The following is a 22,472-nucleotide window of genomic DNA, read 5'->3' on the forward strand; positions in this document are numbered from 1 at the left end:
GTCGTTTTGAGGTGATTGCACCGCGCAGAAGGGACGGCCGCAATCGCTGCAAGACTCAAAGGCATTGGCAGAAAGTGACAGGGCTTCAAGCTCAAACGTCGTTTGAGGGCTAACAAGCTCTATCCCATGAGCTTTACTCACAGCATTGACACATTCATTTTCAGTAGCTACATTAATGCTATGCGTATCGAGTTCGATCCGATCAAAGACGCCTCGAATCAGATCAAACATGGTCTGTCTTTGGGCATGGCCGAAGAACTCGACTGGGAATCCGCGCTGGTATGGGTTGACGATCGGTTTGAGTACAACGAGATGCGCATGATCGCTCTCGCACCCAAGACCGAAACCCTTTACTACGTGGCATTTGTTGACCGGGTACCAGCGCGAAGAATCATCAGCCTTCGCCGTGCCAATCGACGGGAGGTAAAGCACTATGTCGAAAATTTCTAAGCTCCCGACTGTACGCATGCCCAGCGTGCAAGAGGACAAGGCCATCACCGCCGCCGCCCGCAGCGATCCGGATGCTCAGCCGCTCACGCCCACACAATTGAATGCCATGGTCCCACTCAAGAGTTTGCGCGGTCGCCCCAAGTCCGAGAACAAAAAACAGCTGGTTTCGGTGCGCTACAGCCCCGAAGTACTGGCCTATTTCAAGTCCACGGGCGAAGGCTGGCAGTCGCGCATGGACAGCGTGCTGCGCCAATATGTGGCCAGCCATTCGAGACCCTAAGTCGCCATCCCCGATAATCACGCCTTCAGATTTCCCCCCGGCCCGCACGCACTGCGGGCCATTTTTTCGGAGCAACACATGAGCACTTTCCAAACCACTGGCGCACGCGCCACGGGCCTGGCCACCATCGCCGCTGACGGCACCGTGCTGGACACCTGGTTCCCGGCCCCCGAACTGGCGGCCGATGTGGCCGCCAGCGGCAGCACCCGCCTGACCGAGGCCGAAGCTGTGGCGGCCCTGGGCGCTGACGTGGCCAAGGCCCTGACTGCCTGCGCCGTGCGCGGCACCACCGTGGTGGGTGTGCGCACCGAAATCAAGTCGCTGGCCGACGCGCCTGCCGACACGCACGACGCCTACCTGCGCCTGCACCTGCTGAGCCACCGCTTGGTTCAGCCACACGGTGCCAACGTGACCGGCATTTTTGGCCTGCTGGCCAACGTGGCCTGGACCAACTTTGGCCCTTGCGCTGTGGCCGATGTGCCCGCCGCCCGCCTGAAGGCCCGCGCCAGCGGCCGCGTGCTCGAAGTCAAAGGCGTGGACAAGTTCCCGCAGATGACCGACTACGTGATTCCGTCGGGTGTGCGCATCGCCAACGCCGACCGCGTGCGCCTGGGCGCGCACCTGGCCAGCGGCACCACCGTCATGCACGAAGGTTTTTGCAACTTCAACGCAGGCACGCTGGGTGCCAGCATGGTTGAAGGCCGCATCAGCGCAGGCGTGGTGGTGGATGACGCCAGCGACATCGGCGGCGGCGCGTCCATCATGGGCACGCTGTCCGGTGGCGGAAAAGAAGTCATCAAAGTGGGCAAGCGCTGCCTGCTGGGCGCCAACGCAGGCATCGGCATCTCGTTGGGCGACGACTGCGTGGTCGAAGCCGGTTGCTACATCACCGGTGGCAGCCGCGTGCAGCTGCCCGATGGCAGCCTGATGAAAGCCAAAGAGCTGTCCGGCAAAAACGGCATCCTTTTCCGCCGCGATTCACAGTCGGGCGCTTTGCACGCCATTCCGCGCAACAAGAGCTGGGGCGAGTTGAACGCTGAGTTGCACAAGAACTGATTCGGTTCTGCACAAAATGAACGGCGGGCCTGCGCAAGTGGGCACGCCGTTTTGTTTTCCGCTCGCACAGAGGCGGGATAGAAACTTTGCGTCGAACGCACTCAGAGACTCCCCGAGGACAACTTGCTCCGACGTCGCTCAAAGCCCATGCACCAACCCAGCATTGACCCGCGCCACTTCTCGGAATTCGTCACTGATGCGCGCATCCCCAGCAGCGCTTTGCCAAAACTGCAAGGCCAGCGCCCGCGCGTGTGGCCAGACGCTCAGGGTGTGGGCATTGGGGCGTGGCAGCTGACTGGCCCAGTCGCGCTCGACCACTTCACCCGCGACTGGGGCATAAAACATGGGCAACATGTCGTAGGCAGGAGCCAGTTGCCAGCGGTGCTGGTGCAGCAGCAGCGACACATTGCCATGATGGCGGTCGGTGTTGGCGATCAGGGCGCCAAAGGCGTCGAGCAGGCACAGGGTCTGGATGTCGGCGGCGCTCAAGCTTTCGGCGCCTGCGCGGCCGGTCTGCATGGCGGTGGCCGCCCATTGCGAACCGATGCCGATGTAGTGGGCGTCGTACATCTCCAAAGACACCATGCCGATGCGACCTTGCGTCGTGCGGTCAAAGCGCCGGCTTTGCAAAAAGACGCGGCCTGCGGCCTGCACGATGTCGGTCTGCGCGGCGGCAATGCCTGCGGCTTGAAGCGTTTGCAGGGCCAGTGCTTCGCACACCAGCAGGTCGCGCCAGCGCTGGTCGGCTGGGGCGTCGCCTGTGGGCGAGAACTTAACGAGCACGGGCACACCATCCGTCACTGCGCAAAATTTGGGTTGCTCACCTCCCGCGCTGGACCCCGGAGCCGCGCTGACCAGGGCTTGCAGGGCCAGACGCGGGTAGTCTTGCTCGGGGTCGTTTACCACCGGTGTTGCGCTTTGGCCAAGCGGCATGTCCAGATAACGGTCCAGCGAAGCCGTGCCAACCAACAAATTGCCCGGCAGGTCTTCGCCTGCGCGCACCAGCGCCAACAAGATGTGTTCATCACGCCAGTGCGCCAAATGGGAAGGCAAGGCCAAGTCAGGATGCGCTTGGACAAAGGCGCGGCCCAAAAAGCCTTGGGGACGGGTGTCCATCAAAAACCAAGGCAAGCTGGGGTGAAACGCACTTTGGCCGTGGGATTTGTCGGCCTCCTCCATCCAGAAGCCGCCGCCGACCAGCGGATAAAGCGTGCCAAAAACTTGCAGCTCGCCGCCTGGCTGCACTTGGTGAATGAGCACCTGCCGGCCCACACCGGGCACATCACGCGGCAACAGGTAACGCTGCGCCCTGGCAGCGCCCACTTTGACCACTTGGCCCGTTGCCAACAAAGGGGCCAGCAGGCGTGAAACCGTGGGCTGGCTCACGCCCAACTGCGCCTGCAGCTCGGGGCTGCTGGCGTGGCCGTTTTGGCGTCGAAGGGCTGAGATCAGGTTTTCGGCGTCGGTCATTGAATGGATAACTGAATAAATACGCCGATGATACGGGCGTTCTAAACTGTTGTCATTCAATGATTTTTAGACATTTTCTCTTGTTAAATGCTTTTATCATGAATGGTTACAGGCTATGTGTGCCCCTTGGCCAATTCACAACTTGGCCAAATGCCGCTTGGCCAGATCCACATACCAATCCAGGCACCCCGGGTTGGCCATGGCGTCTTTGTTGACCACCTTTTCCAGCGGCTGGCCGAGCATGAGCTTTTTGATCGGCAGTTCCTGCTTCTTGCCGGACAGGGTGCGCGGGATCTCTGCCACCTGGAAGATTTCATTGGGGATGAAGCGCGGGCTGAGCGCCACCTTGATGGCGTTGTTGAGCTTGGCTTTGAGCGTGTCGTCCAGCGCCGTGCCAGGGCGCAGCACCACAAAAAGGGGCATGTAGCTTTCCTTGCCCAAATATTCCAGGTCCACCACCATCGAGTCCATGACTTCGGGCAGGGCCTCAACGGCGCTGTAGAGCTCGCTGGTACCCATGCGCAGGCCGTGGCGGTTGATGGTGGCGTCGCTGCGGCCAAAGATCACGCAGCCTTCGCCCTCGCCTTGCGCGTTGCCGATGCGCAACCAGTCGCCGTGCCGCCACACACCGCCCATGCTGGCCGGGCCATCGCCACCACCGGGCTTGCGGCCGTGGCCTGCGGGGTACATCTCAAAATAACTGGCGAGATAGCGGGCGTTGTCCTTGTCGTTCCAGAAATACAGCGGCATGGACGGGATGGGCTGGGTGCAGACCAGCTCACCCACTTCGCCCAGAACGGGCTCGCCCGCTTCGTTCCATGACTCGACCGCGCAGCCCAGTTCGCGGCACTGCATGACGCCGGGCTCTTGCGGCAGCTCGCGGTGGCCGCCCACAAAAGCACCGGCAAAGTCGGTGCCGCCCGAGATGTTGCACCACCAAATATCGGTGCCGATTTTCCTGAATTCTTCGGTGCCCCAGCTTTGTGTTTCGGGTGACAAAGGCGATCCGGTGGTGCCCAAGGCACGGATCAGCGACAGGTCGCCGCAGCGCGACAGGTCGACTCCGGCTTTTTGGCAGTTGGCAAAAAAGGCCGCGCCTGCGCCAAAGAAGGTGACTTTTTCTTCGGACGCCATGCGCCACAAAATGCTCCAGTCGGGGTTGTCTTTGCTGCCGCCGGGGTTGCCGTCATAAATCACGCAGGTCACGCCGTTGAGCAAGCCCGCCACCTGGGCGTTCCACATGACCCAGCCAGTGGAGCTGTACCAGTGGAAGCGCTCGCCAAAGCTGTTGGGGTGGTAGCTGCAGCCAATGTCGTTGTGCAAGATTTTGTTGGCCAGCGCCACGATCACAGTGCCGCCATGGCCGTGGACGATGGGCTTGGGCAGGCCGGTGGTGCCACTCGAATAAACAATCCACAGCGGGTGGTCAAAAGGCAGCCACATCGGCTCGAAGGCCTGCACCTCGGCGTCGTCCCGCGCGGTGATGGCGGACATCTGCACACTGGCCCCCACATCGCAGTTGGTCAGATCGAGGGTACCCAGGTTGTCGTGCACGATGACGTGTTGCACGCTGGGCAGCGCGTCACGCAGCTCCTGCACCACGCCCATGCGGTCAAAGTCACGCCCGCCGTAGCTCACCCCGTCGACTGCGATCAGCACCTTGGGCTCGATTTGTTTGAAGCGGTCGAGCACCGCGTGGGTGCCCATGTCGGGCGCGCAAATGCTCCACACACCACCCACGCTGACGGTGGCCAAAAACGCCACCATGGCCTCAGGGATGTTGGGCAGGTAAGCGGCCACGCGGTCACCCGGCTCCACGCCCTGGGCTTGCAGGTGCAGCGCCATGGCGGCCACCTGGCGGCGCAATTCTGGCCAGCTCATCTCTCGGCGCAGGCCTTTTTCGTTGATGCTGATGACCGCCGGAAACCCGGCCGCATGTGCGGGCTGCACATGGCGCAGCGCCTGGTGCGCGTAGTTGGTCTGGGCACCGGGGAACCACTTGGCACCGGGCATGACGTTGCCCGCCAGCACCGCCGTGTGCGGCGTGGGCGACTGCAGTTCAAAGTAATCCCAGATGCTTTGCCAGAACGCATCGAGTTCGGAGACGGACCAGCGCCACAGTTCGTTGTAGGTGTCAAAACTCAGGCCACGGTGATCACGCAACCAGTTTTGATACAGCCGAATCTGAGGCACATAAGGTGCAGGATCGTGGGGCAATGAGGCTTTATTCATAGGCTGAGCGTAGCAGCGGCCATGCCCGGCTGTCACGACCGACAACCCTCAAAACACGCGCATAGGTGACAGGCTCAGCGGCTCACGGTCTCGCATCGGCCCTGGCCCGAAGCCAGCCCACGAAAGTCACTGGACCATTGGGCCTGGCGCAGATCAATCTGAATGCGCTCGTTGTCGATGGCGGTGGACACGCCATGGGGGTGGATGGAGAAGCCGTAAGGCGTCAGCCCGTCGATGCGCACGCTGCGGATGATTTTGCGGTCCCAGTCGATTTGCACCTCGCGCACCCAAGTGCTGCGGGTGGGCATGTAGGCGACCGCACACGACAAGGTCACGGTCTGTGGCGCGGCCTGCGCCTGGAATGCACAGGCCAAGGTCAATGCGCCGAACTGCTGGGGCTTCATGCGGCATCGGAGCTCTGGCTCATCCTTGCGCTTTTCCAATACACATCGTCACCGCCATTCAGGCGGTTGAGCACACGGGCCAGCACAAACATCAGATCAGACAGGCGGTTGAGGTAGTGACGAGGTGTGTCGTTCAGGGCTTCTTCGTTGCCCAAGGCCACGCAAGCGCGCTCGGCCCGGCGGGCCACGGTGCGGCACACATGGGCTTGCGACGCGCCACGGGTGCCTGCGGGCAAGATGAACTCTTCGAGCTTGGGCAGTTTGGCGTTGTATGTTTCGAGGGCCGTGTCAAGCGTTGCCACAGCTTCTACTTTCAGCAATTCAAAACCGGGAATGGACAGCTCGCCCCCCAGGTTGAACAACTGGTGCTGCACCTCGACCAAGACCTCGCGCACATCGGCGGGCATGTCTTCACACAGCAACACGCCGATGTGCGAGTTCAGTTCGTCCACCTCGCCCATGGCATGCACACGCAAGCTGTTTTTGGACACGCGCTGGTTGTTACCCAAGCCCGTGGTGCCGTTGTCGCCGGTGCGGGTGGCGATTTGTGTGAGTCGGTTGCCCATGGTGTTGCTCTCTGCAAATGATTGATTTTCTTGGGCGATTGTCTGCCATGTGGCCGCATCCTGTCTGACAAAGGACAAGCTGGCTTGTCCTGTAGGCGTAAACTGTTCTGTGAACTAACGAACAGCGGCAGTTGCACGAGGAGACACCCCATGAACGCCCCGACCCCCACCGCCCACCTGGCCCCCGAAGTCGCGCAGCGCGCTGTGCCCGACGCCTTTTTGGCCGCGCTCAGGGCCCGCTTTGGCAACAACTGTTCCACCGCTTTGGTGGTGCGCGAGCAGCATGGCCGCGACGAGTCGGCCTTCACCCATGTGCCGCCACCGGCTGCGGTGGTGTTTGCCGAATGCACGCAAGACGTGGCTGACGCGGTCAAGCTGTGCGCTGAATACAAAGTGCCGGTGATCCCCTTTGGCGTGGGCTCTTCGCTCGAAGGCCACTTGCTGGCGGTGCAAGGCGGCATCAGCATTGACCTCACGCGCATGAACAAGGTACTGGCCATCAACGCCGAAGACCTGACGGTGACGGTGCAGCCGGGCGTGACGCGCAAGCAACTCAACGAAGAGATCAAGTCGACCGGGCTGTTCTTCCCGATCGACCCCGGCGCGGACGCGACCATTGGCGGCATGAGCGCCACCCGTGCCAGCGGCACCAACGCCGTGCGCTACGGCACCATGCGCGAAAACGTGCTGGCACTCGAAGTGGTCACCTCGTCCGGCGAAGTCATCCGCACCGGCACCCGCGCCAAGAAATCCAGCGCCGGTTACGACCTGACCCGCTTGATGGTGGGCAGCGAAGGCACGCTGGGCGTGATGACCGAAATCACCGTGCGCCTGTACCCACTGCCCGAAGCCATCTCGGCGGCCATTTGCTCGTTCCCGAGCATTGAGGCGGCGGTGCGCACCGTGATTCAGACGATCCAGTTGGGCGTGCCCATTGCCCGCGTGGAGCTGATCGACCACAACACCGTGCGCATGGTGAACGCTTACGCCAAGCTGGGCCTGCGCGAAGAGGCGCTGCTGCTGATGGAGTTCCACGGCTCGCCTGCAGGCGTCAAAGAGCAAGCCGAGACGGTGCAGGAAATCGCCAGCGAATTCGGTGGCAACGCCTTTGAATGGGCCACCACCCCCGAAGAGCGCACCCGCCTGTGGACAGCCCGCCACAACGCCTACTTTGCCGCCGTGCAAAGCCGCCCCGGCTGCCGCGCCATCAGCACCGACACCTGCGTGCCCATCAGCCGCCTGGCAGACTGCCTGCTGGACTCGGTGACCGAGACCGACGCCAGCGGCATTCCGTACTTCCTAGTGGGCCATGTGGGCGACGGCAATTTCCACTTCGGCTATTTGATCGACCCGAACAACCCGCAAGAATGCGAAACCGCCGAAGCGCTGAACCAGCAGCTGGTCAATAGGGCGCTGCGCTTGGGCGGCACCTGCACCGGTGAGCACGGCATTGGCCTGCACAAGATGGACTTTTTGCGCACCGAAACCGGCGAAGGTGCCGTCGACATGATGCGCACCATCAAGCGCGCGCTGGACCCGCACAACATCATGAACCCGGGGAAGATTTTTTCGATGTGAAGACGCGACTGCACGGCTTGGTGGTTGGAGCTGTAGACAGCAACCACCTTCCGATGTCAGTCGGCGGCAACAGAGCCTACATGGGTTAGCGCCAGAGGGGGCAAACGTCGGACTCTTCGAGTGCCGACCTACAGGAGACCTGTATTCGTAGGTCGGCGGTCGAAGACCCCGACAAGGGTCTGCTGAAGCCCGCAAAAGTTGAATCAGGACGGCGCCCAAGTGAGCAAACGTCGGACTCTGCGAGTGCCGACCTACGGGAGCCATGTATTTGTAGATCGGCGGTCGAAGACCCGACAAGGGTCTGCTGAAGCCCACAAAAGTTGAATCAGGACAGCGCCCAAGCGCGCAAACGTCGGACTCTGCGAGTGCCGACCTACAGGAGCCGTGACTTCGTAGGTCGGTGGTCGAAGACCCCGACAGGGGCTGGTGAAGCCTGCAAAAGTTGAACGAGGACAGTGCCCAAGGGGGCAAACGTCGGACTCTGCGAGTGCCGACCTACAGGAGAGAGGTATTCGTCGGTCAGCGGCAACAGAGCCGACATCAAACATGCCCAAGTACAGCTCACCTCATCGTCCAAAAATGGAGAACTCCACTGGTCAACACCGTCATTGATAAGGGTGTTCAAGCGCACAGGGTGAATCTAGAGTTGAGCGTTTTTGAGGTCGACGCTCTATGGACCCCCTTGAACTCACGCTGACGGAAGCGGCCACAGCGCTGCATGCACGTCAAATCGGACACCTAGAGTATGTGCAGGCCTCGCTGGCGCATACCGAGCGAATGGCCCATTTGAATGCCTGGATCAGCCGCGATCCTGAGCGATTGATGCAGCAAGCGAAGGCTCTTGACCAGAACTCAGCTGCGCCAGGTGGTCACACTCCATTGGCAGGGGTACCCCTGGCGATCAAGGACAACATCGACACCGCCGATCTGCCCACCAGTGGTGGCACTCGGGCATTGCTTGCTTCCAGACCTCGGCGCAATGCGGCCGTGGTCGAGCGCTTGCTGCAATCCGGCGGCTTGATCGCTGGCAAAACCAATCTTCACGAACTGGCCTTGGGGGGCACCACCCACAACGCGGTCACGGGTGCTTGCCGCAACCCCTGGAACCCGCTGCGCATCCCGGGTGGCAGCTCAGGTGGATCGGCCGTGGCCGTGGCCGCGCGCATGGTGCCCGCCGCCTTGGGCACTGACACGGGTGCCTCGGTTCGCCTGCCTGCCGCTTTGTGTGGGGTGGTCGGGTTCAGACCCAGCACAGGCCGCTATGCATCACAAGGCCTCTTGCACCTGTCACCCACCAAAGACACCGCAGGGCCCATGGCCCGCAGCGTTGCCGACGTGGCCTGGCTGGACGCGCTCTTGGCCCAAGACCCATCGGACTTGCCTGATGTGTCGCTCAAGGGCCTGCGCTTGGGCATTCCGCGCGGGGACTTTTTTGAAGGCGCCGACCCGCAAGTTTTGGCGGTCATTGAGCAAGCGCTGGATACGCTGGTCTCTGAAGGCGTTATCTGCGTGTCGCTGGATGTGCCCGACCTGAAACTGCACAACGACGCCACGGGATCGACCTTGGTGATGTTCGAAATGATGCAAAGCCTGCCCGCTTATGCCAAGGCGCAGGGCTTGTCGATGGACGCCCTGCTGGCGGGCGTGGGCAGCCCGGACGTGGTCCGGATTTTTTCTGGGCAACTCGGCGATGCACGCGTCACGGCCACGGCCTATGCTGGGGCCCTGAGCAGGCGGCAAAAGCTGCAGGCCGCTTACGCCCGGCACTTTGCAGACCACCGCCTGGATGCCCTGGCATTTCCCACCTGCCGCATGACGGCTCCCCCCGTGGGGCACGACGACAAGGTGCAACTGGGCGGGCAAGCCGTGCCCACATTCAAAACCTTGATCCGCAACACCGATCCCGGTAGCAATGCCGGACTGCCCGGCATCAGCCTTCCGGCGGGTTTGACGGCCGAGGGCTTGCCCGTGGGGCTGGAGTTGGACGGCGCTTTGGGCTCGGATCGCCACCTTTTGGCTGTGGCGGCGGCCATTGAGCGGGTTTTGCCACGCCTGCCGCGGCCACCGATGGTTCAGGCCTGATGCAAAAGCTGCCCAATGTGGGCAGCCAGTTTGTTGCGCCCCTGAACGCCGAGTTTTTCAAACGCGTGGCCCAAGTGATAACGCACGGTGGTAAAGCCAATGTGGAGCTGCCGTGCAATGTCCTTGTCTGAGCAACCGTTCAGGCACAGCAGCACCACATCGGCCTCGCGCTGGCTGAGCTGACAAGGCCCGCTCAACAAGCGGCGCAGCTCGGCTTCGTCATGGCCCATCCACGCGGGTTTGCGAGCCTCCACGGTCTCCAGTCGGCTCAAGGCCGCTGTGAACACCGGCGCCAAGATGTTCAGGCAGGCCATGTCTTGACGGCTGAAGTCGTCTCGTCCCCTCGCCCGGTAAATGACCAAATCGCCCAAACAGTCATCACCACGGTAGGCGTACAGGTTCACGCCCCAGTGAATACCGTCCTGACGCAGATGGTCGTTGTAAAACTCGGAGCGCTCCAGCTCTTGCACTGAACACACATCACTGACCCGCACCGGTGTGCGCATGGCCTGCAAGCGCGGCGTGATGGGGTCACAAAACTGAAAGTGCTCTTCATAAGCCCGGATTCTGGACGGCTTGACGTTGTACGAAGCGCAGATGGCGTAGCGATGGGTGGTGGCATTCCATTGGCGCGAGACCAGATGATCGGCCTGCATGAACTGCGCCAAGGGTTGCGCCAAGGACTGGAGCAATTGCGCCTTCGTGACATCCGAGGCCATGACCGCGCACAGGTCTGCCAGCATTTTGGATTGTTGGGTGTTCAGGTACATGGGGGTCTTCTCACAAGCACTTCAAATTAACAAATCCAAGGGCAAGGTCAAGAGAGATTACCCGCTGTATGGGCGCCTTGAACTGGACCAACCATCAATTTTGAGGGTGTTCGCTACCGGCAGAAAACCCTAAAGTCCTCTGGTGTGTTTTTCAACTTTTGAATATCAAGGAAGCGCGATGAAAACGAAACTCTGGTTGGGCAGCTTGTTGCTGTTGTTGTCTGGGCTGGTGCAAGCCAACGACCCGGTGCCGCTCAAAGTGTTGGTGGGTTTTGGCGCTGGCGGCTCGGCCGACCTGGCCGCACGTCTGTTGGCCGAACGCCTCAAGGACGAATTGGGCCGCCCTGTGGTGGTCGAAAACCGCGTGGGTGCGGGTGGCCGCATCGCCGCTGAAGCCCTGAAGAATGCTGCACCCAACGGGACCACGGTCATGCTGGCACCGATTGTGGTGCCGGTGCTGGCGCCGCTGGTGTTCAAGAAACTCAACTACGACGTGCAAAAAGACCTTGCACCTGTGGCGCACATTGCCGACTTCCAGTTTGGTGTGTCGGTCAAGGCCGACAGCCCGATTCGCAGCATTGCGGACTTGGTGCCCGTGGTCAAAAAGAATCCCAAAACCGGCTCATTTGGCTCACCCGCCCCAGGCAGTTTGCCGCATTTCTTTGGCGTGATGATCGGTCAGAAGACCGGGCTAGATTTGACCCATGTACCCTACAACGGCGGCGCGCAATTGATGACGGCCCTCATCGGCGATCAAGTCACGCTGGGCATTGACACCTTGGTCGACCAGGGCGAGATGCACCGCGCAGGCAAAAGCCGCATCCTGGCCACCTCAGGCCCTCAACGCAACGCTTTGTTTCCGGATGTGCCCACGCTGCGCGAGTCAGGCTTCAAGGATTTGGTGGGCGTGGGCTGGTTTGCATTGTTTGCACCAGGCGGTACCGATTCCGCGCAGATCACCACTTTGAATGCTGCCGTGAACCGGGCGTTGAAAAACCCGGCCCTCAAGGACCGCTTCATCAAAATGGGCCTGGAAATCGGTGGCGGCAGCCCGCAAGACCTGCAAGCGCTGATCAGCTCAGAAACTGCCCGCTGGGCACCGGTGGTGAAGGCTTCGGGGTTCACGGCAGACTGATGCATCCACCGGGCAAACGTCGGACTCTTCGAGTACCGACCTACGATGCTGTATTTGTAGGTCGGCGGCTTCAGCCCCGACATGGGGCCTTTGACGGAGCGCGAAACGTCGGACTCTTCGAGTGCCGACCTACGGTGCTGCATTTGTAGGTCGGTGGTCGAAGACCCCGACATGGGCCTGTTGAAGCCCGCCAAAGTTGAATCAGGTTCAGCGCCCAAACGGGCAAACGTCGGACTCTGCGAGTGCCGAGCTACGATGCTGTATTTGTAGGTCGGCGGCTTCAGCCCCGACATGGGGCCTTTGACGAAGCGCGAAACGTCGGACTCTTCGAGTGCCGACCTACGATGCGGTATTCGTAGGTCGGCGGCTTCAGCCCCGACATGGGCCTGTTGAAGGCCGCCAAAGTTGAATCAGGTTCAGCGCCCAAACGGGCAAACGTCGGACTCTGCGAGTGCCGACCTACGATGCTGTATTTGTAGGTCGGCGGCTTCAGCCCCGACATGGGGCCTTTGACGGAGCGCGAAACGTCGGACTCTTCGAGTGCCGACCTACGGTGCCATATTTGTAGGTCGGTGGTCGAAGACCCCGACATGGGCCTGTTGAAGGCCGCCAAAGTTGAATCAGGTTCAGCGCCCAAACGGGCAAACGTCGGACTCTTCAAGTACCGTCCTACGGTGCTGCATTTGTAGGTCGGTGGTCGAAGACCCCGACATGGGCCTGTTGAAGGCCGCCAAAATTGAATCAGGTTCAGCGCCCAAACGGGCAAATGTCGGACTCTTCGAGTGCCGACCTACGATGCTGTATTTGTAGGTCGGCGGCTTCAGCCCCGACATGGGGCCTTTGACGGAGCGCGAAACGTCGGACTCTTCGAGTGCCGACCTACGGGAGCCGTGTCTCTGTAGGCGCTTGCCACGCAAGCGCCTACAAGACAAACCGATCCGTCAGATCGCGGGAGCCTTGAGCGAGCCCCAAACCGCCTCGATGCCCATGCCGATGGCCAGCAGATTGCTGTCTGAGCCCAAGGGGCCGTCGATTTGCATGCCCACAGGCAAACCGCCTGCCGTCAAACCTGCAGGGATCGACACGCTGGGAATGCCAGCATTGGTGCAGGGGTCGGTGTTGCGGATGCAAGTGCCAAAGGTGTCTTTGTCTTTTTGCACCACACCGCCGACCGTGTAGCTGAGGTTTTTGGAGCCATTGGCGGCGTCGATCTTGGGCGCGGCCAAGAGGGTTGTTGGGAACAACACGCACTCCACACCTTGCGCTGCAAAATAGTCTTTGTAGAGTTTTTGCAAAGCTGGGCGCTTGGTGGCCATGATGCCCAGATAGGCATCACGGAAAGCGGCTTCACTGAAGGGGCCTTGAATGGCACCAAAGGCTCCTGCCACATCCGGGCTGGCGAGTTGATCCGCCACTTCCTTGACGGTTTTGACAGGCGCATTATTGGCCGCCAGATAGGCCGGAATGGCACGTACGGGTTCATGCAGGGCAATCGGAAACGACATCTCCCCATTGAGCGCCATGATGCCCGCCAGATCGGCATCCACAAACACCACACCGGCAGCCGCCAGCTTTTTCTTGGCAGCATCGGCCACGGTCTTCACACTGTCATCCAAGCCGGCCCAGAAGGTGGCAGGAATGCCGATTTTGAGGCCTTTGAGTGATTTGGCCACAGGCACATTGCTGCCTGTTATCACGGCATCCAGCAATGCCAAGTCTGCCACTGTGCGGGCCATAGGTCCCACCGTGTCGCGGGTGGTGCTGATGGGCAAGGCATCGTTGACGGTGTCGGGGTAGCGGCGGCCTTTGCCTTCGCCATCGCCCACCGAGGGACGGAAACCGGCCACGCCACAGAAGGAGGCTGGCACGCGGGTCGATCCCCCCGTGTCTGTGCCCAGACCGGCTGGAGCCATTCTTGCGGCAATGGCTGCAGCCGTGCCGCCCGATGAGCCGCCAGGAATGCGGGTGCTGTCATAGGGGTTTTTGCAGGGGCGTGCAGCGCCGCCAGATTGGTCTGTGCCCAGCGTGAAGTTGGTGCTGGTGATGCCAAAAGCCCATTCGTGCAGATTGGACTTGCCCAGGACAATGGCGCCTGCATCGATCAACTTTTGAACGGAGGGTGCATTTTTGCTGGGCTGGAAATTGCGCAGCGAGGGTGTGCCCCCCGTGGTTTTCATATCTTTGGTGTTGATGTTGTCCTTGACGACAATCGGCAAACCGGCCAAGGCACCGAGTTTTTTGCCTGCGGCACGGTCTGCATCGACCTGACGGGCCGCCGCCATGGCTTTGTCTTCATTCAGGTAAATCATGGCATTGAGGCTGCTGACGGCCTTGGCACGCGCAATCATGGCGGCCATATAGGTCTCGGCCTTGAGCTTGCCGTTGCTGATGTCGCGAACCACTTGCGTCGCGGTTAACTCAGACAGCGCATCCTTCGTTTTGGCATGTGCCATGTGGCCACCGGTGGCCGTGAGGGCCAAGTCGCCCATGACGGCAGCTGCAGAGACAGCTGTGGTGTTTTTGAAAAATTGGCGTCTTGATGTATCCGTGCTCATGCGAGTCTCCTGTGAGGTGTTGTCATGCCTTCAATGGCATGTTCTGCATGCTAAAGAGCCCGCGCACACTCAACCATCCTACAAATTCAGGATGCACTTTGTGTGTGATCTTGTGTATAGGATCATTTCGCGGCCCATGCTTGGTATGAGGCTCGCATTTTCAAGGCATCACCCAAGCTGGTGACGCAGCCACTTCAACTCAATGCTTGTTGGACTTTGACAGGCCAGCAGGCCAAGAGGGTTTGACACCCCCTTGGCCTGTTGAACGTGTCATGCAACCGGCCCAAGGCCGGTCATCTGTCAGATCGCTGGTGCTTTGAGCGGACCCCACACCGCTTCAATGGCCATGCCGATCGCCAGCAAATTGGTGTCTGAGCTCAATGGGCCGTCGATCTCCATGCCCACAGGCAAGCCCTCTGCGGTCAGACCCGCAGGGATCGACAAGCTTGGAAGGCCGGCGTTGGTGCAAGGATCGGTGTTGCGGATGCAGGTGCCAAAGGTGTCTTTGTCCTTTTGCACCACACCACCGACGGTGTAGCTGAGGGTATGCGAACCTTTGATCGGATCGATCTTTGGCGCTGGCAAGATGGTCGTTGGGAACAACACGCACTCGACGCCTTGCGTTGCAAAGTAGTCTTTGTAGAGGTTTTGCAGTTGTGCGCGTAACCCTGTAACAGGGACCATGGCACGGGTATACGCGAGATTATTGCCGGGGTTTTTTGGGTCTTCAGGGAAGGCATCATAGTAGTCAATGCTGATAGCACCAAAAGCACCGATCACGTCAGGGCTGGCCAATCCAGCAGCCACTTGCGCAACGGTGGTGATGGTCGCATTGTTGGCGGTCAAGTAGGCAGGAATCGCCGCAATGGGCTCATGCAATGCAATCGGGAAAGACATCTTGCCGTTGAGTTCCATGATGCCTTTCAAATCGGCATCGACAAACACCACACCAGCATCTGCCAACTTTTTCTTGGCAGCTTCAGCCACAGGCTTCACGCTGTCATCCAGACCCGCCCAGAAGGCGGCGGGAATACCGATCTTCAGACCTTTGAGCCCTTTGGCTGTTGGCACGGTGCCGCCTGTGATGACGGCATCGAGCAAAGCGATGTCTGCAACAGTGCGGGCCATGGGGCCCACGGTGTCGCGTGTGGTGCTGATCGGTAGCACATCACTCACGCCATCATCGTAGCGGCGGCCTTTGCCGGCGCCATCGCCCACGGAGGGACGAAAGCCTGCGATACCAGAAAAAGATGCAGGCTCTCTGGTGGAGCCACCGGTGTCGGTGCCCAAGCCTGCTGGCGCAAAGCGTGCGGCCACGGCTACAGCTGTGCCACCCGATGAACCGCCAGGGATGCGGCTGTTGTCGTAGGGGTTTTTACAGGGTCGTGTTGCAACGCCTGACTGGTCGGTGCCCAGCGTGAAGTTGGTGGTGGTGATACCAAACGCCCACTCGTGCAGGTTGGATTTACCCAACACAATCGCGCCCGCATCGATGAGTTTTTGCACGGATGGCGCATTGGTTTTGGGTTGATGGTTACGCAGCGAAGGCGTGCCACCTGTGGTCTTCATGTCCTTGGTGTTGATGTTGTCTTTGACCACAATCGGCAAACCGGCCAAAGCGCCCAATGTTTTGCCAGCGGCTTTATCAGCATCAACGGCTTTGGCGGCCTTCAATGCCTCAGCTTCGTTCAAGAAGATCATGGCGTTCAAGCCGCTGGCCGCTTTGGCGCGGGCGATCATGGCGGCCATATAGGTCTCGGCCTTGAGCGTGCCATTTTTGATGTTTGCAACCACTTGGGTGGCGGTCAAGGCCAACAAGGGATCTTCAGGGGTGGCAGATGAATCGCCACCACAAGCTGTCAAGCCAGCGCTAACGCCAACGCCTCCCAGCATGGCCGCAGCGGACACGGCTCCAGTGTTTTTAAAGAAATTACGACGTGATGTATTTGTAGACAAAGTGGTCTCCTTTTCGGGGTGAAACGCCTGAATTGGCGTTCACTCGATGCTAGAGACCCGGCTGATGAGTCACCATCCTTTGTTTTCAGGATGCCGTTTTGGCGTCGATGGCCTTCTGGGGACCTTCAGGGCCTGAGTTTGTGCACCAGCGCTGCCCTGTTGCTCACGCCGACTTTGCGAAAGGCGTTTTCCAGGTGGGTGCGCACCGTGGTGGTGGAAATGGCCAGCGCCCGGGCAATTTCCTTGTCGGTCATGCCGATCATGACCAAACGTGCCGTGTCTTGTTCGCGGGTGGTCAAGCGTTGCGACAAGGTGTTCAGCGTCAAGGACTCGGGCTGATGCGTTCTTTGTGCTCGGGCCAATGCCGTTACAAAAGCCGGTTGCAACATGTCGAGCAAACGCATCTCGTCGGGTGTGAAGTTGTCCCTGCGCTTGTCCCGCCAGATGCGCATGTCACCCAGATTCTGTCCCTGGTGCCAGGCGTACAGGTTCACGCCCCAGTACAGGCCGTCTTTGCTCAAGAAATCGTTGAAAAATTCGGTTTTCTTCAGGTCTTCGATCGGCAAAACATCGGTGGCACGCACCGCCACCTGGTAACGCTGCATGAGCGGCGTGATCGGGTCATGGAACTGGTAATAACTCTCATAGGCCCGCAGATTCAGGGGGTCCATGTTGATCTGGATGGGCTGGGCAAAACTCTGGCTGCCCGGTTGCCAGACAAAGCTGGCGTAATACTGCGCCCCGAGCAGCTGCATGATCAGATCACCCATGATCTCGCGGATCTCGGTTTCTTCGTGCGGTTCGGCCAGGGTCTGCATGATCTGGCCGAGCAGCGTCGTTTGTTTTCCTGTCAGGTACATGCGTTTTGCCTTGTGCCTTTTATTAGTCTTGTGGATTAGATACCGATCAGCCACTTGCCCCAACCGGGTTTGCCCCATCCTCAATTGTCAGGATTTGGTCGCAGAATTACCAAAATTCAAGTTTTGCTCAGCAATTGGTCGATCTTGCCGCACAAGACCTCCGGCTCAAACGGTTTGAGCATGACATCACTCAAACCCGCCGCTTTGAAGCGTTCCAGATCCAAGGGATTGACGTTGGCGGTCATGCCCAGCACGGGCAGCGCATTATGCGGTGCGCCGAAGGTCTGGCGCAAAGTGCTTGTCGCCACAATGCCGTCCATCACCGGCATGACCATGTCCATCAAAATCAGGTCTACAGGCTGTTCACGCAGTGTATCCAGGGCTTTTTGACCGTCCACCGCCTCCAAAATGGTGCTGTTGGGCCAGGCGTTTTGCAGCACCTGTTTGACCAGCAAACGGTTCAGGGGATGGTCATCCACAATCAGGAATGACCAACGTTTGTGACTGGTTTGGACAGCGGTTTTGACCAGGTTCGGTTTGTGCTCTGGGGGCTTTGCAGCCTCCAGGGGCAGGCGCAACCAAAAACGCGATCCTTGCCCAGGCTCGCTTTCAAAACCGATCTCGCCACCCAACAGGTGCGCCAGTTTTTGCGAGATGGCCAGGCCCAGGCCATTGCCACCGTAGCGCGATTGAATATCACCCTCAGCCTGGCTGAAACGTTTGAAAATCTGGGCTTGGCGTTCTTTGGCAATGCCAATGCCGGTGTCTTGCACGGCAAAGAGCACGCCTGGGTTTTCCCATTGGAGCTTCAAGACCACCGAGCCTTGGTGGGTGAATTTGAGTGCATTGCCCAGCAAATTGACCAGCACTTGCATGAGGCGGTGGCGGTCGGTGTGCACCCACTGGGGCAGCGCCTCGTCGATCTCGATGTGGTAGTCGAGTTTCATGCTTTTCACACGAGGGCCAAACAACTCAAAGGCATGTTCAGCCACAGGGCGCAGCTCAAAAGTTTCGGGCTGTATGACCAACTGCCCGGCTTGCAGTTGTGAGTAATCAAGAATGTCATTGATCACGGTCATCAGGTGATCGGCCGATTGCCGGGTGTGGTTGAGCACCTTGAGCGCTTCTGGCTTGTCCTTGACGCGGGAGAGCAGCAAGCTGTTGAAGCCCAAGATGGCGTTCATCGGCGTGCGCAGCTCGTGGCTGACGGTGGCGATGAAGTGCTCACGCATGTGCAAGGTGTGTTCCAACTCCTGGCGTTTGGCCACCAGTTCTTGCTGATAGCGCAAACTTCTTTCCAGGGCCCTCAGGTGCATGCGGTCATAGATCAGGGGCACGATGATCAACACGCCTGTGACCAGGGTGTAAGTCACCCATGATGAGAGCGCATGCCGCAGGCCTTGCTCAAATGTGGGCAAAAGGCCGTAGTGGTTGCAGGCGGCCATGCTCAGTTGCATGAGCCACACCATGATCAGCCAAAAGGTGCCCGCTTTGCGCCCCATCACGTAGAAAGGGGTCAAAGGCAATATCAATAACCACGCCAGACGGGGTGAGAACACGCCACCTGAACTCCAGGCGCTGAAAAACAAGACCAATGCGCCTGCACAGGTGCCGATGTGCACGCCCCATGCCAACGGCATGCCAAAGTTCAGCAGGATCAGCAGCATCAACAAGAAGACCGCCATCGACAGGAACATCGGCGTCGCGTTTTGATAGGGACTGATGCCCACGTACAGCAAGAGCACGGTGACCACCAGCATCACGAACGAAAACACGTAAGGCATCTTGCCCTGCCGATAAAACACGGGCAGCGTGTTCATGACCTTGTCCAAGATCCTGAGCGCAAAGTTGGGACCGCTCATGCCTTTATCCTCTGGCACGCACGATGTGGCGGCTCACGCTGTTCACCAAGCTGGACAAGTCCATGGGTTTGGCCAGCACATCGTCCATGCCGGCATCCAGGCAGCGCTGCCTGTCCACCGGGTTGGTGTTGGCGGTTAAGGCGATGATGGGCATGCGTGCTGTCATGGCCGGAAACTGTTGTCGAATCTGTTGCGTCAATGCCATGCCGTCCATGTCGGGCATGATCATGTCGATCAGGGCCACATCAAAGCCTTGTTCATCGAGCAGCTGCAGGGCTTGGGCTGCGCTTTCGGCCGTGACGATGTGGGCTTTGGGCCAGCATTTTTGCAATTGCAAACGCGCCACCATCAGGTTCATGCTGTTGTCATCGATCACCAGAATGCGCAGGTCTTGTGCCAGCGGGGACAAGACCGCTGTGGAGGGCGTCTGCACGGTGCGCGCCACCTTCAGGGGCACCTGAAACCAGAATGCGGCACCTTCACCTGGCTGGCTGATCACCCCGATGTGGCCACCATGCAGGGTGACCAGTTTTTCACAGATTGACAAACCCAGTCCGGTGCCGCCATAGGTGCGGGTGGTTTGCACGTCGGCCTGCTCAAAGCGGCTGAAAATGTGAACTTGCTGCGACTGCGCAATGCCGCGCCCCGTGTCAATGACTTCGCATCGCAACTGATCTTGCCGGGCCAACAATCGCAGCTGGACCGAGCCACTTGCGGTGAACTTCAAGGCGTTGTCGAGCAAGTTGCTCAGAATTTGCAACAGCCGTTGACGGTCAGCGTGCACGCGCTGGGGCAGGTGAGGGTCGAGTTCTCCGCTCCAGCTCAGGCCTTTTTCCATGGCCTTTTGCTGGTGTGTTTGCAGCGCTTCTTGCATGAGGCCTGCCAATTCAAAGTCGACCTCATGCAGCATGAATTGGCCCGCTTGCAGCTGGGAAAAATCCAGGATGTCATTGACGACCCGCAGCAAATGCATGGTGGAGCGCCGGATGTGGTCCACCACTTCAACTTGCTGTGGCTGGTCGGCCAGCTCCTGTCGCAACACGCCGTTGAAGCCCAAAATGGCGTTCATCGGGGTGCGCAGTTCGTGGCCTACGGCTGCTACAAATTCGTCTTTGTGGGCCTGGGCTTGCAGTAATGCGTGGTGGGTGGCCTTGAGTTCTTCGTTGCGCTGATGTAGTTGCTTCAATTGTTCTTCATGCAAGTGCTCATACAAGCGCACACCCAGCATCAAATTGCCGATGGCCAGCATGTTGTTCATCAATGCCCAAGGTATGGCTTGCTGGGTGATCTCGGCCTGACTGTCCACCCAGCCATTGAGCGTGGCCAAATACAAAGCCAGGATCGTGCTCAGGATGACTGCAATCCAGATGACGGTGACTGCTGGCCCCAGCAATAGCAGGACGGGCAAGGCCAGTACATTGAGCCAGACAATGGACGTCGAATTGATCCCCCCTGACTGACTCGCAATGTAGATGATCAGCACCAAACTGCTGAGTGTGGCCAAGTGAACCAACACGCTGTAGAGCCTGCGTTGAGCTGCCAACAGCATCAAGACACCCATGGTGATGCTGATGGCCAAATTGGCGTTTCGGTTGTAGTAGCCCGGTGGAATCAGATAAAAAAACAGCGATGTCAGGCCCACAGCCAATAAATAGATGGCCAAGATCTTTCTTTTGGACAACTGCGCGTCTGCGACCAAAGATGAACGCCCTTTGCGCATGAACATCGGCGTGTTGAACATCAGACGGTGTTGCTTATCCACGCAACTTTTCGATCAACCCATTGAGTTCGTCGAGTGAGCCAAACTGGATGGACAACTCGCCCATCTCTTCAATTTTGCCCAAGCGCTTGACGCGTTTTTTGACCCGCACTTCGACCTGCGCCATCAGCAAATCGGACAGTTCTTCTTCCACCCGTCGGATGTCGCGGGATTTTTCCTTCTTGGGCTTTTGGGGCACCAGATTGAACTCGGCACCCAGTTTTTTGGTCAGACTTTCCGCCTCACGCACTGACAATTTTTTGGCAGCAATCTGATTGGCCGCGGTGATCTGCGCGGCCTTGTCCAGCGACAGCAAGGCGCGGGCGTGACCCATGTCCAGGTCGCCCGCCATCAGCATGGTTTGTACGGGATCGGCCAGATTCAGCAAGCGCAGCAAGTTGCTGGCTGCGCTGCGTGAACGGCCCACAGCTTGTGCGGCAGACTCGTGCGTGAGGCCAAACTCCTTGATCAAGCGGTGCAGGCCTTGCGCTTCTTCGAGCGGGTTGAGGTCTTCACGTTGAATGTTTTCAATCAGCGCCATGGCCGCTGCGGCCTCGTTGGGCACGTCGCGCACCAGCACTGGCACACTGGTCAGACCGGCCAGCTTGGAGGCGCGAAAGCGCCGCTCGCCCGCAATGATTTCGTATTTGCCCGCGTTGAGACCGTCAGTGAGTTGACGGACCAAAATCGGCTGCATGATGCCCTGGGCCTTGATGGATTCAGCCAATTCGTACAAGGCCCCCTCGTCCATGCGGGTGCGCGGCTGGTACATGCCGGGCACCATCTGGTCGAGCTTGAGCTGACTGGGCATGCCGCTTTCGGCGCTGAGCGTGGGCGTGTCTTCTACTGTGGGTCCGAGCAGGGCTTCGAGTCCTCGGCCAAGGCCTTTGGGTTTTTTGGTGACCATGGTCATTCCTTCATGAGTGTTTGCAAGAGCGCATGGCCTTGTGGCCAATGGCCCAGCGAGGTGTCTGCGTTGATGTGTCCGGCCTGCCCGGCGTCGACCCACTGGGCACCCCAGTCATGGGCCAGTGCTTGTGCCCGATCTGCACGGCAAAAGGGATCGTTTTGACTGCCCACCAAGATGCTGGCAAATGGCAGCCGCTGGCGCACGATGGGTGACCAACCGGGCAGTCGCTCTTTGAGTTCGGGCGCTTCTGTATCTCCGGGTGCCACCAGCAAAGCGCCTTGAACGCGCTGGGTGTGCGCGGACAATGCGGCCCACGCTGCCACCAAGATGCAGCCCAGGCTGTGGGCCACGAACACCACCTGGCCGGGCGCGTCGATGACCACTTCATCGAGCCGTGCCAGCCAATCGCCACGCCTTGGGCGCAGCCAATCGTTTTGAACCACTTCGGTGTATCCATGCGCGCGCACCCAATGCATTTGCCAGTGATCAGGACCACTGCCTTGCCAGCCGGGCAAAATCAAAACGCTTGTCATGGCTTGCGTGTCCG

The 22,472-nt window shown here is 59.6% G+C and carries 18 protein-coding genes; 6 read left to right on the top strand and 12 right to left on the bottom strand.

From position 1 onward, the window contains the following. The first annotated feature begins 126 nt into the window (after window positions 1-126). The 3 genes from H663_RS20940 to dapD all read left to right on the top strand — a co-directional run bounded on the left by H663_RS20940 (window position 127) and on the right by dapD (window position 1,786). Window positions 127-450, top strand: coding sequence for a BrnT family toxin (locus tag H663_RS20940; protein ID WP_338067164.1), 324 nt, complete (start codon window positions 127-129; stop codon window positions 448-450). Window positions 451-466: 16 nt separating this feature from the next. Beyond that, window positions 467-730, top strand: a complete 264-nt coding sequence (locus H663_RS20945) for a BrnA antitoxin family protein (RefSeq protein WP_240620280.1) — start codon at window positions 467-469, stop codon at window positions 728-730. 78 nt (window positions 731-808) lie between these two features. Next, on the top strand, window positions 809-1,786 hold the full coding sequence (dapD, locus tag H663_RS20950; protein WP_053173121.1) for a 2,3,4,5-tetrahydropyridine-2,6-dicarboxylate N-succinyltransferase: 978 nt from the start codon (window positions 809-811) through the stop codon (window positions 1,784-1,786). A gap of 138 nt (window positions 1,787-1,924) precedes the next feature. Here the strand turns inward: dapD and yjjJ are convergent, their stop codons facing one another. The 4 genes from yjjJ to H663_RS20970 all read right to left on the bottom strand — a co-directional run bounded on the left by yjjJ (window position 1,925) and on the right by H663_RS20970 (window position 6,458). After that, a complete protein-coding gene (yjjJ, locus tag H663_RS20955; protein WP_053173122.1) occupies window positions 1,925-3,256 on the bottom strand; it encodes a type II toxin-antitoxin system HipA family toxin YjjJ in 1,332 nt (443 codons plus the stop codon). A gap of 135 nt (window positions 3,257-3,391) precedes the next feature. Next, the gene (locus tag H663_RS20960; RefSeq protein WP_205872657.1) at window positions 3,392-5,488 is read right to left on the bottom strand and encodes an acetoacetate--CoA ligase; all 2,097 of its coding nucleotides are present in this window, start codon (window positions 5,486-5,488) and stop codon (window positions 3,392-3,394) included. 74 nt (window positions 5,489-5,562) lie between these two features. Continuing rightward, complete coding sequence (locus tag H663_RS20965) at window positions 5,563-5,892, bottom strand: hypothetical protein (protein WP_053173125.1); 330 nt, start codon at window positions 5,890-5,892, stop codon at window positions 5,563-5,565. Further along, the gene (locus H663_RS20970; protein ID WP_053173620.1) at window positions 5,889-6,458 is read right to left on the bottom strand and encodes a cob(I)yrinic acid a,c-diamide adenosyltransferase; all 570 of its coding nucleotides are present in this window, start codon (window positions 6,456-6,458) and stop codon (window positions 5,889-5,891) included. Before H663_RS20970 ends, H663_RS20965 begins: the two co-directional genes overlap by 4 nt. A gap of 150 nt (window positions 6,459-6,608) precedes the next feature. On the opposite strand from H663_RS20970, the gene H663_RS20975 reads away from it, so the two are divergent. Then, window positions 6,609-8,036, top strand: coding sequence for an FAD-binding oxidoreductase (locus tag H663_RS20975; RefSeq protein WP_053173127.1), 1,428 nt, complete (start codon window positions 6,609-6,611; stop codon window positions 8,034-8,036). 672 nt (window positions 8,037-8,708) lie between these two features. Then, window positions 8,709-10,118: an indoleacetamide hydrolase gene (iaaH, locus tag H663_RS20980; protein WP_053173129.1), complete on the top strand. Its 1,410-nt coding sequence runs from the start codon at window positions 8,709-8,711 to the stop codon at window positions 10,116-10,118. On the opposite strand, the gene H663_RS20985 is transcribed toward iaaH (H663_RS20980), so the two are convergent. Next, on the bottom strand, window positions 10,109-10,888 hold the full coding sequence (locus H663_RS20985) for a helix-turn-helix transcriptional regulator (protein WP_053173131.1): 780 nt from the start codon (window positions 10,886-10,888) through the stop codon (window positions 10,109-10,111). The genes iaaH (H663_RS20980) and H663_RS20985 overlap by 10 nt on opposite strands. A gap of 178 nt (window positions 10,889-11,066) precedes the next feature. Here H663_RS20985 and H663_RS20990 point away from each other — a divergent pair, with 178 nt between their 5' ends. After that, on the top strand, window positions 11,067-12,023 hold the full coding sequence (locus tag H663_RS20990; RefSeq protein WP_053173133.1) for a Bug family tripartite tricarboxylate transporter substrate binding protein: 957 nt from the start codon (window positions 11,067-11,069) through the stop codon (window positions 12,021-12,023). A gap of 941 nt (window positions 12,024-12,964) precedes the next feature. Here H663_RS20990 and iaaH (H663_RS20995) read toward each other — a convergent pair. The 7 genes from iaaH (H663_RS20995) to H663_RS21025 all read right to left on the bottom strand — a co-directional run bounded on the left by iaaH (H663_RS20995) (window position 12,965) and on the right by H663_RS21025 (window position 22,458). Then, a complete protein-coding gene (gene iaaH / locus H663_RS20995) occupies window positions 12,965-14,476 on the bottom strand; it encodes an indoleacetamide hydrolase (protein ID WP_053173622.1) in 1,512 nt (503 codons plus the stop codon). 402 nt (window positions 14,477-14,878) lie between these two features. Continuing rightward, a complete protein-coding gene (gene iaaH, locus H663_RS21000) occupies window positions 14,879-16,471 on the bottom strand; it encodes an indoleacetamide hydrolase (RefSeq protein WP_083451194.1) in 1,593 nt (530 codons plus the stop codon). A 188-nt stretch (window positions 16,472-16,659) separates the two neighbouring features. After that, window positions 16,660-17,394, bottom strand: a complete 735-nt coding sequence (locus H663_RS21005; protein ID WP_053173139.1) for a response regulator transcription factor — start codon at window positions 17,392-17,394, stop codon at window positions 16,660-16,662. Between the two features lie 116 nt (window positions 17,395-17,510). After that, complete coding sequence (locus H663_RS21010) at window positions 17,511-19,256, bottom strand: ATP-binding protein (protein WP_053173141.1); 1,746 nt, start codon at window positions 19,254-19,256, stop codon at window positions 17,511-17,513. A 4-nt stretch (window positions 19,257-19,260) separates the two neighbouring features. Continuing rightward, complete coding sequence (locus H663_RS21015) at window positions 19,261-21,018, bottom strand: ATP-binding response regulator (RefSeq protein WP_133239931.1); 1,758 nt, start codon at window positions 21,016-21,018, stop codon at window positions 19,261-19,263. Continuing rightward, on the bottom strand, window positions 21,011-21,922 hold the full coding sequence (locus H663_RS21020; RefSeq protein WP_053173624.1) for a ParB/RepB/Spo0J family partition protein: 912 nt from the start codon (window positions 21,920-21,922) through the stop codon (window positions 21,011-21,013). The genes H663_RS21015 and H663_RS21020 overlap by 8 nt, the downstream gene beginning before the upstream one ends. Before the next feature lie 2 nt (window positions 21,923-21,924). Continuing rightward, complete coding sequence (locus tag H663_RS21025) at window positions 21,925-22,458, bottom strand: RBBP9/YdeN family alpha/beta hydrolase (protein WP_053173144.1); 534 nt, start codon at window positions 22,456-22,458, stop codon at window positions 21,925-21,927. Window positions 22,459-22,472 lie beyond the last annotated feature (14 nt).

Origin of the sequence: Limnohabitans planktonicus II-D5 (assembly GCF_001270065.2) — a bacterium.
GTDB lineage: Bacteria > Pseudomonadota > Gammaproteobacteria > Burkholderiales > Burkholderiaceae_C > Limnohabitans_A > Limnohabitans_A planktonicus.

What these genes read in the sequence shown, in the direction of transcription:
- H663_RS20940 (WP_338067164.1), top strand. Translation starts at nt 127, where the DNA reads ATGAGCTTTACTCACAGCATTGACACATTCATTTTCAGTAGCTACATT.
- H663_RS20945 (WP_240620280.1), top strand. Translation starts at nt 467, where the DNA reads ATGCCCAGCGTGCAAGAGGACAAGGCCATCACCGCCGCCGCCCGCAGC.
- dapD (WP_053173121.1), top strand. Translation starts at nt 809, where the DNA reads ATGAGCACTTTCCAAACCACTGGCGCACGCGCCACGGGCCTGGCCACC.
- yjjJ (WP_053173122.1), bottom strand. Translation starts at nt 3,256, where the DNA reads ATGACCGACGCCGAAAACCTGATCTCAGCCCTTCGACGCCAAAACGGC.
- H663_RS20960 (WP_205872657.1), bottom strand. Translation starts at nt 5,488, where the DNA reads ATGAATAAAGCCTCATTGCCCCACGATCCTGCACCTTATGTGCCTCAG.
- H663_RS20965 (WP_053173125.1), bottom strand. Translation starts at nt 5,892, where the DNA reads ATGAAGCCCCAGCAGTTCGGCGCATTGACCTTGGCCTGTGCATTCCAG.
- H663_RS20970 (WP_053173620.1), bottom strand. Translation starts at nt 6,458, where the DNA reads ATGGGCAACCGACTCACACAAATCGCCACCCGCACCGGCGACAACGGC.
- H663_RS20975 (WP_053173127.1), top strand. Translation starts at nt 6,609, where the DNA reads ATGAACGCCCCGACCCCCACCGCCCACCTGGCCCCCGAAGTCGCGCAG.
- iaaH (WP_053173129.1), top strand. Translation starts at nt 8,709, where the DNA reads ATGGACCCCCTTGAACTCACGCTGACGGAAGCGGCCACAGCGCTGCAT.
- H663_RS20985 (WP_053173131.1), bottom strand. Translation starts at nt 10,888, where the DNA reads ATGTACCTGAACACCCAACAATCCAAAATGCTGGCAGACCTGTGCGCG.
- H663_RS20990 (WP_053173133.1), top strand. Translation starts at nt 11,067, where the DNA reads ATGAAAACGAAACTCTGGTTGGGCAGCTTGTTGCTGTTGTTGTCTGGG.
- iaaH (WP_053173622.1), bottom strand. Translation starts at nt 14,476, where the DNA reads ATGGCACATGCCAAAACGAAGGATGCGCTGTCTGAGTTAACCGCGACG.
- iaaH (WP_083451194.1), bottom strand. Translation starts at nt 16,471, where the DNA reads ATGCTGGGAGGCGTTGGCGTTAGCGCTGGCTTGACAGCTTGTGGTGGC.
- H663_RS21005 (WP_053173139.1), bottom strand. Translation starts at nt 17,394, where the DNA reads ATGTACCTGACAGGAAAACAAACGACGCTGCTCGGCCAGATCATGCAG.
- H663_RS21010 (WP_053173141.1), bottom strand. Translation starts at nt 19,256, where the DNA reads ATGAGCGGTCCCAACTTTGCGCTCAGGATCTTGGACAAGGTCATGAAC.
- H663_RS21020 (WP_053173624.1), bottom strand. Translation starts at nt 21,922, where the DNA reads ATGGTCACCAAAAAACCCAAAGGCCTTGGCCGAGGACTCGAAGCCCTG.
- H663_RS21025 (WP_053173144.1), bottom strand. Translation starts at nt 22,458, where the DNA reads ATGACAAGCGTTTTGATTTTGCCCGGCTGGCAAGGCAGTGGTCCTGAT.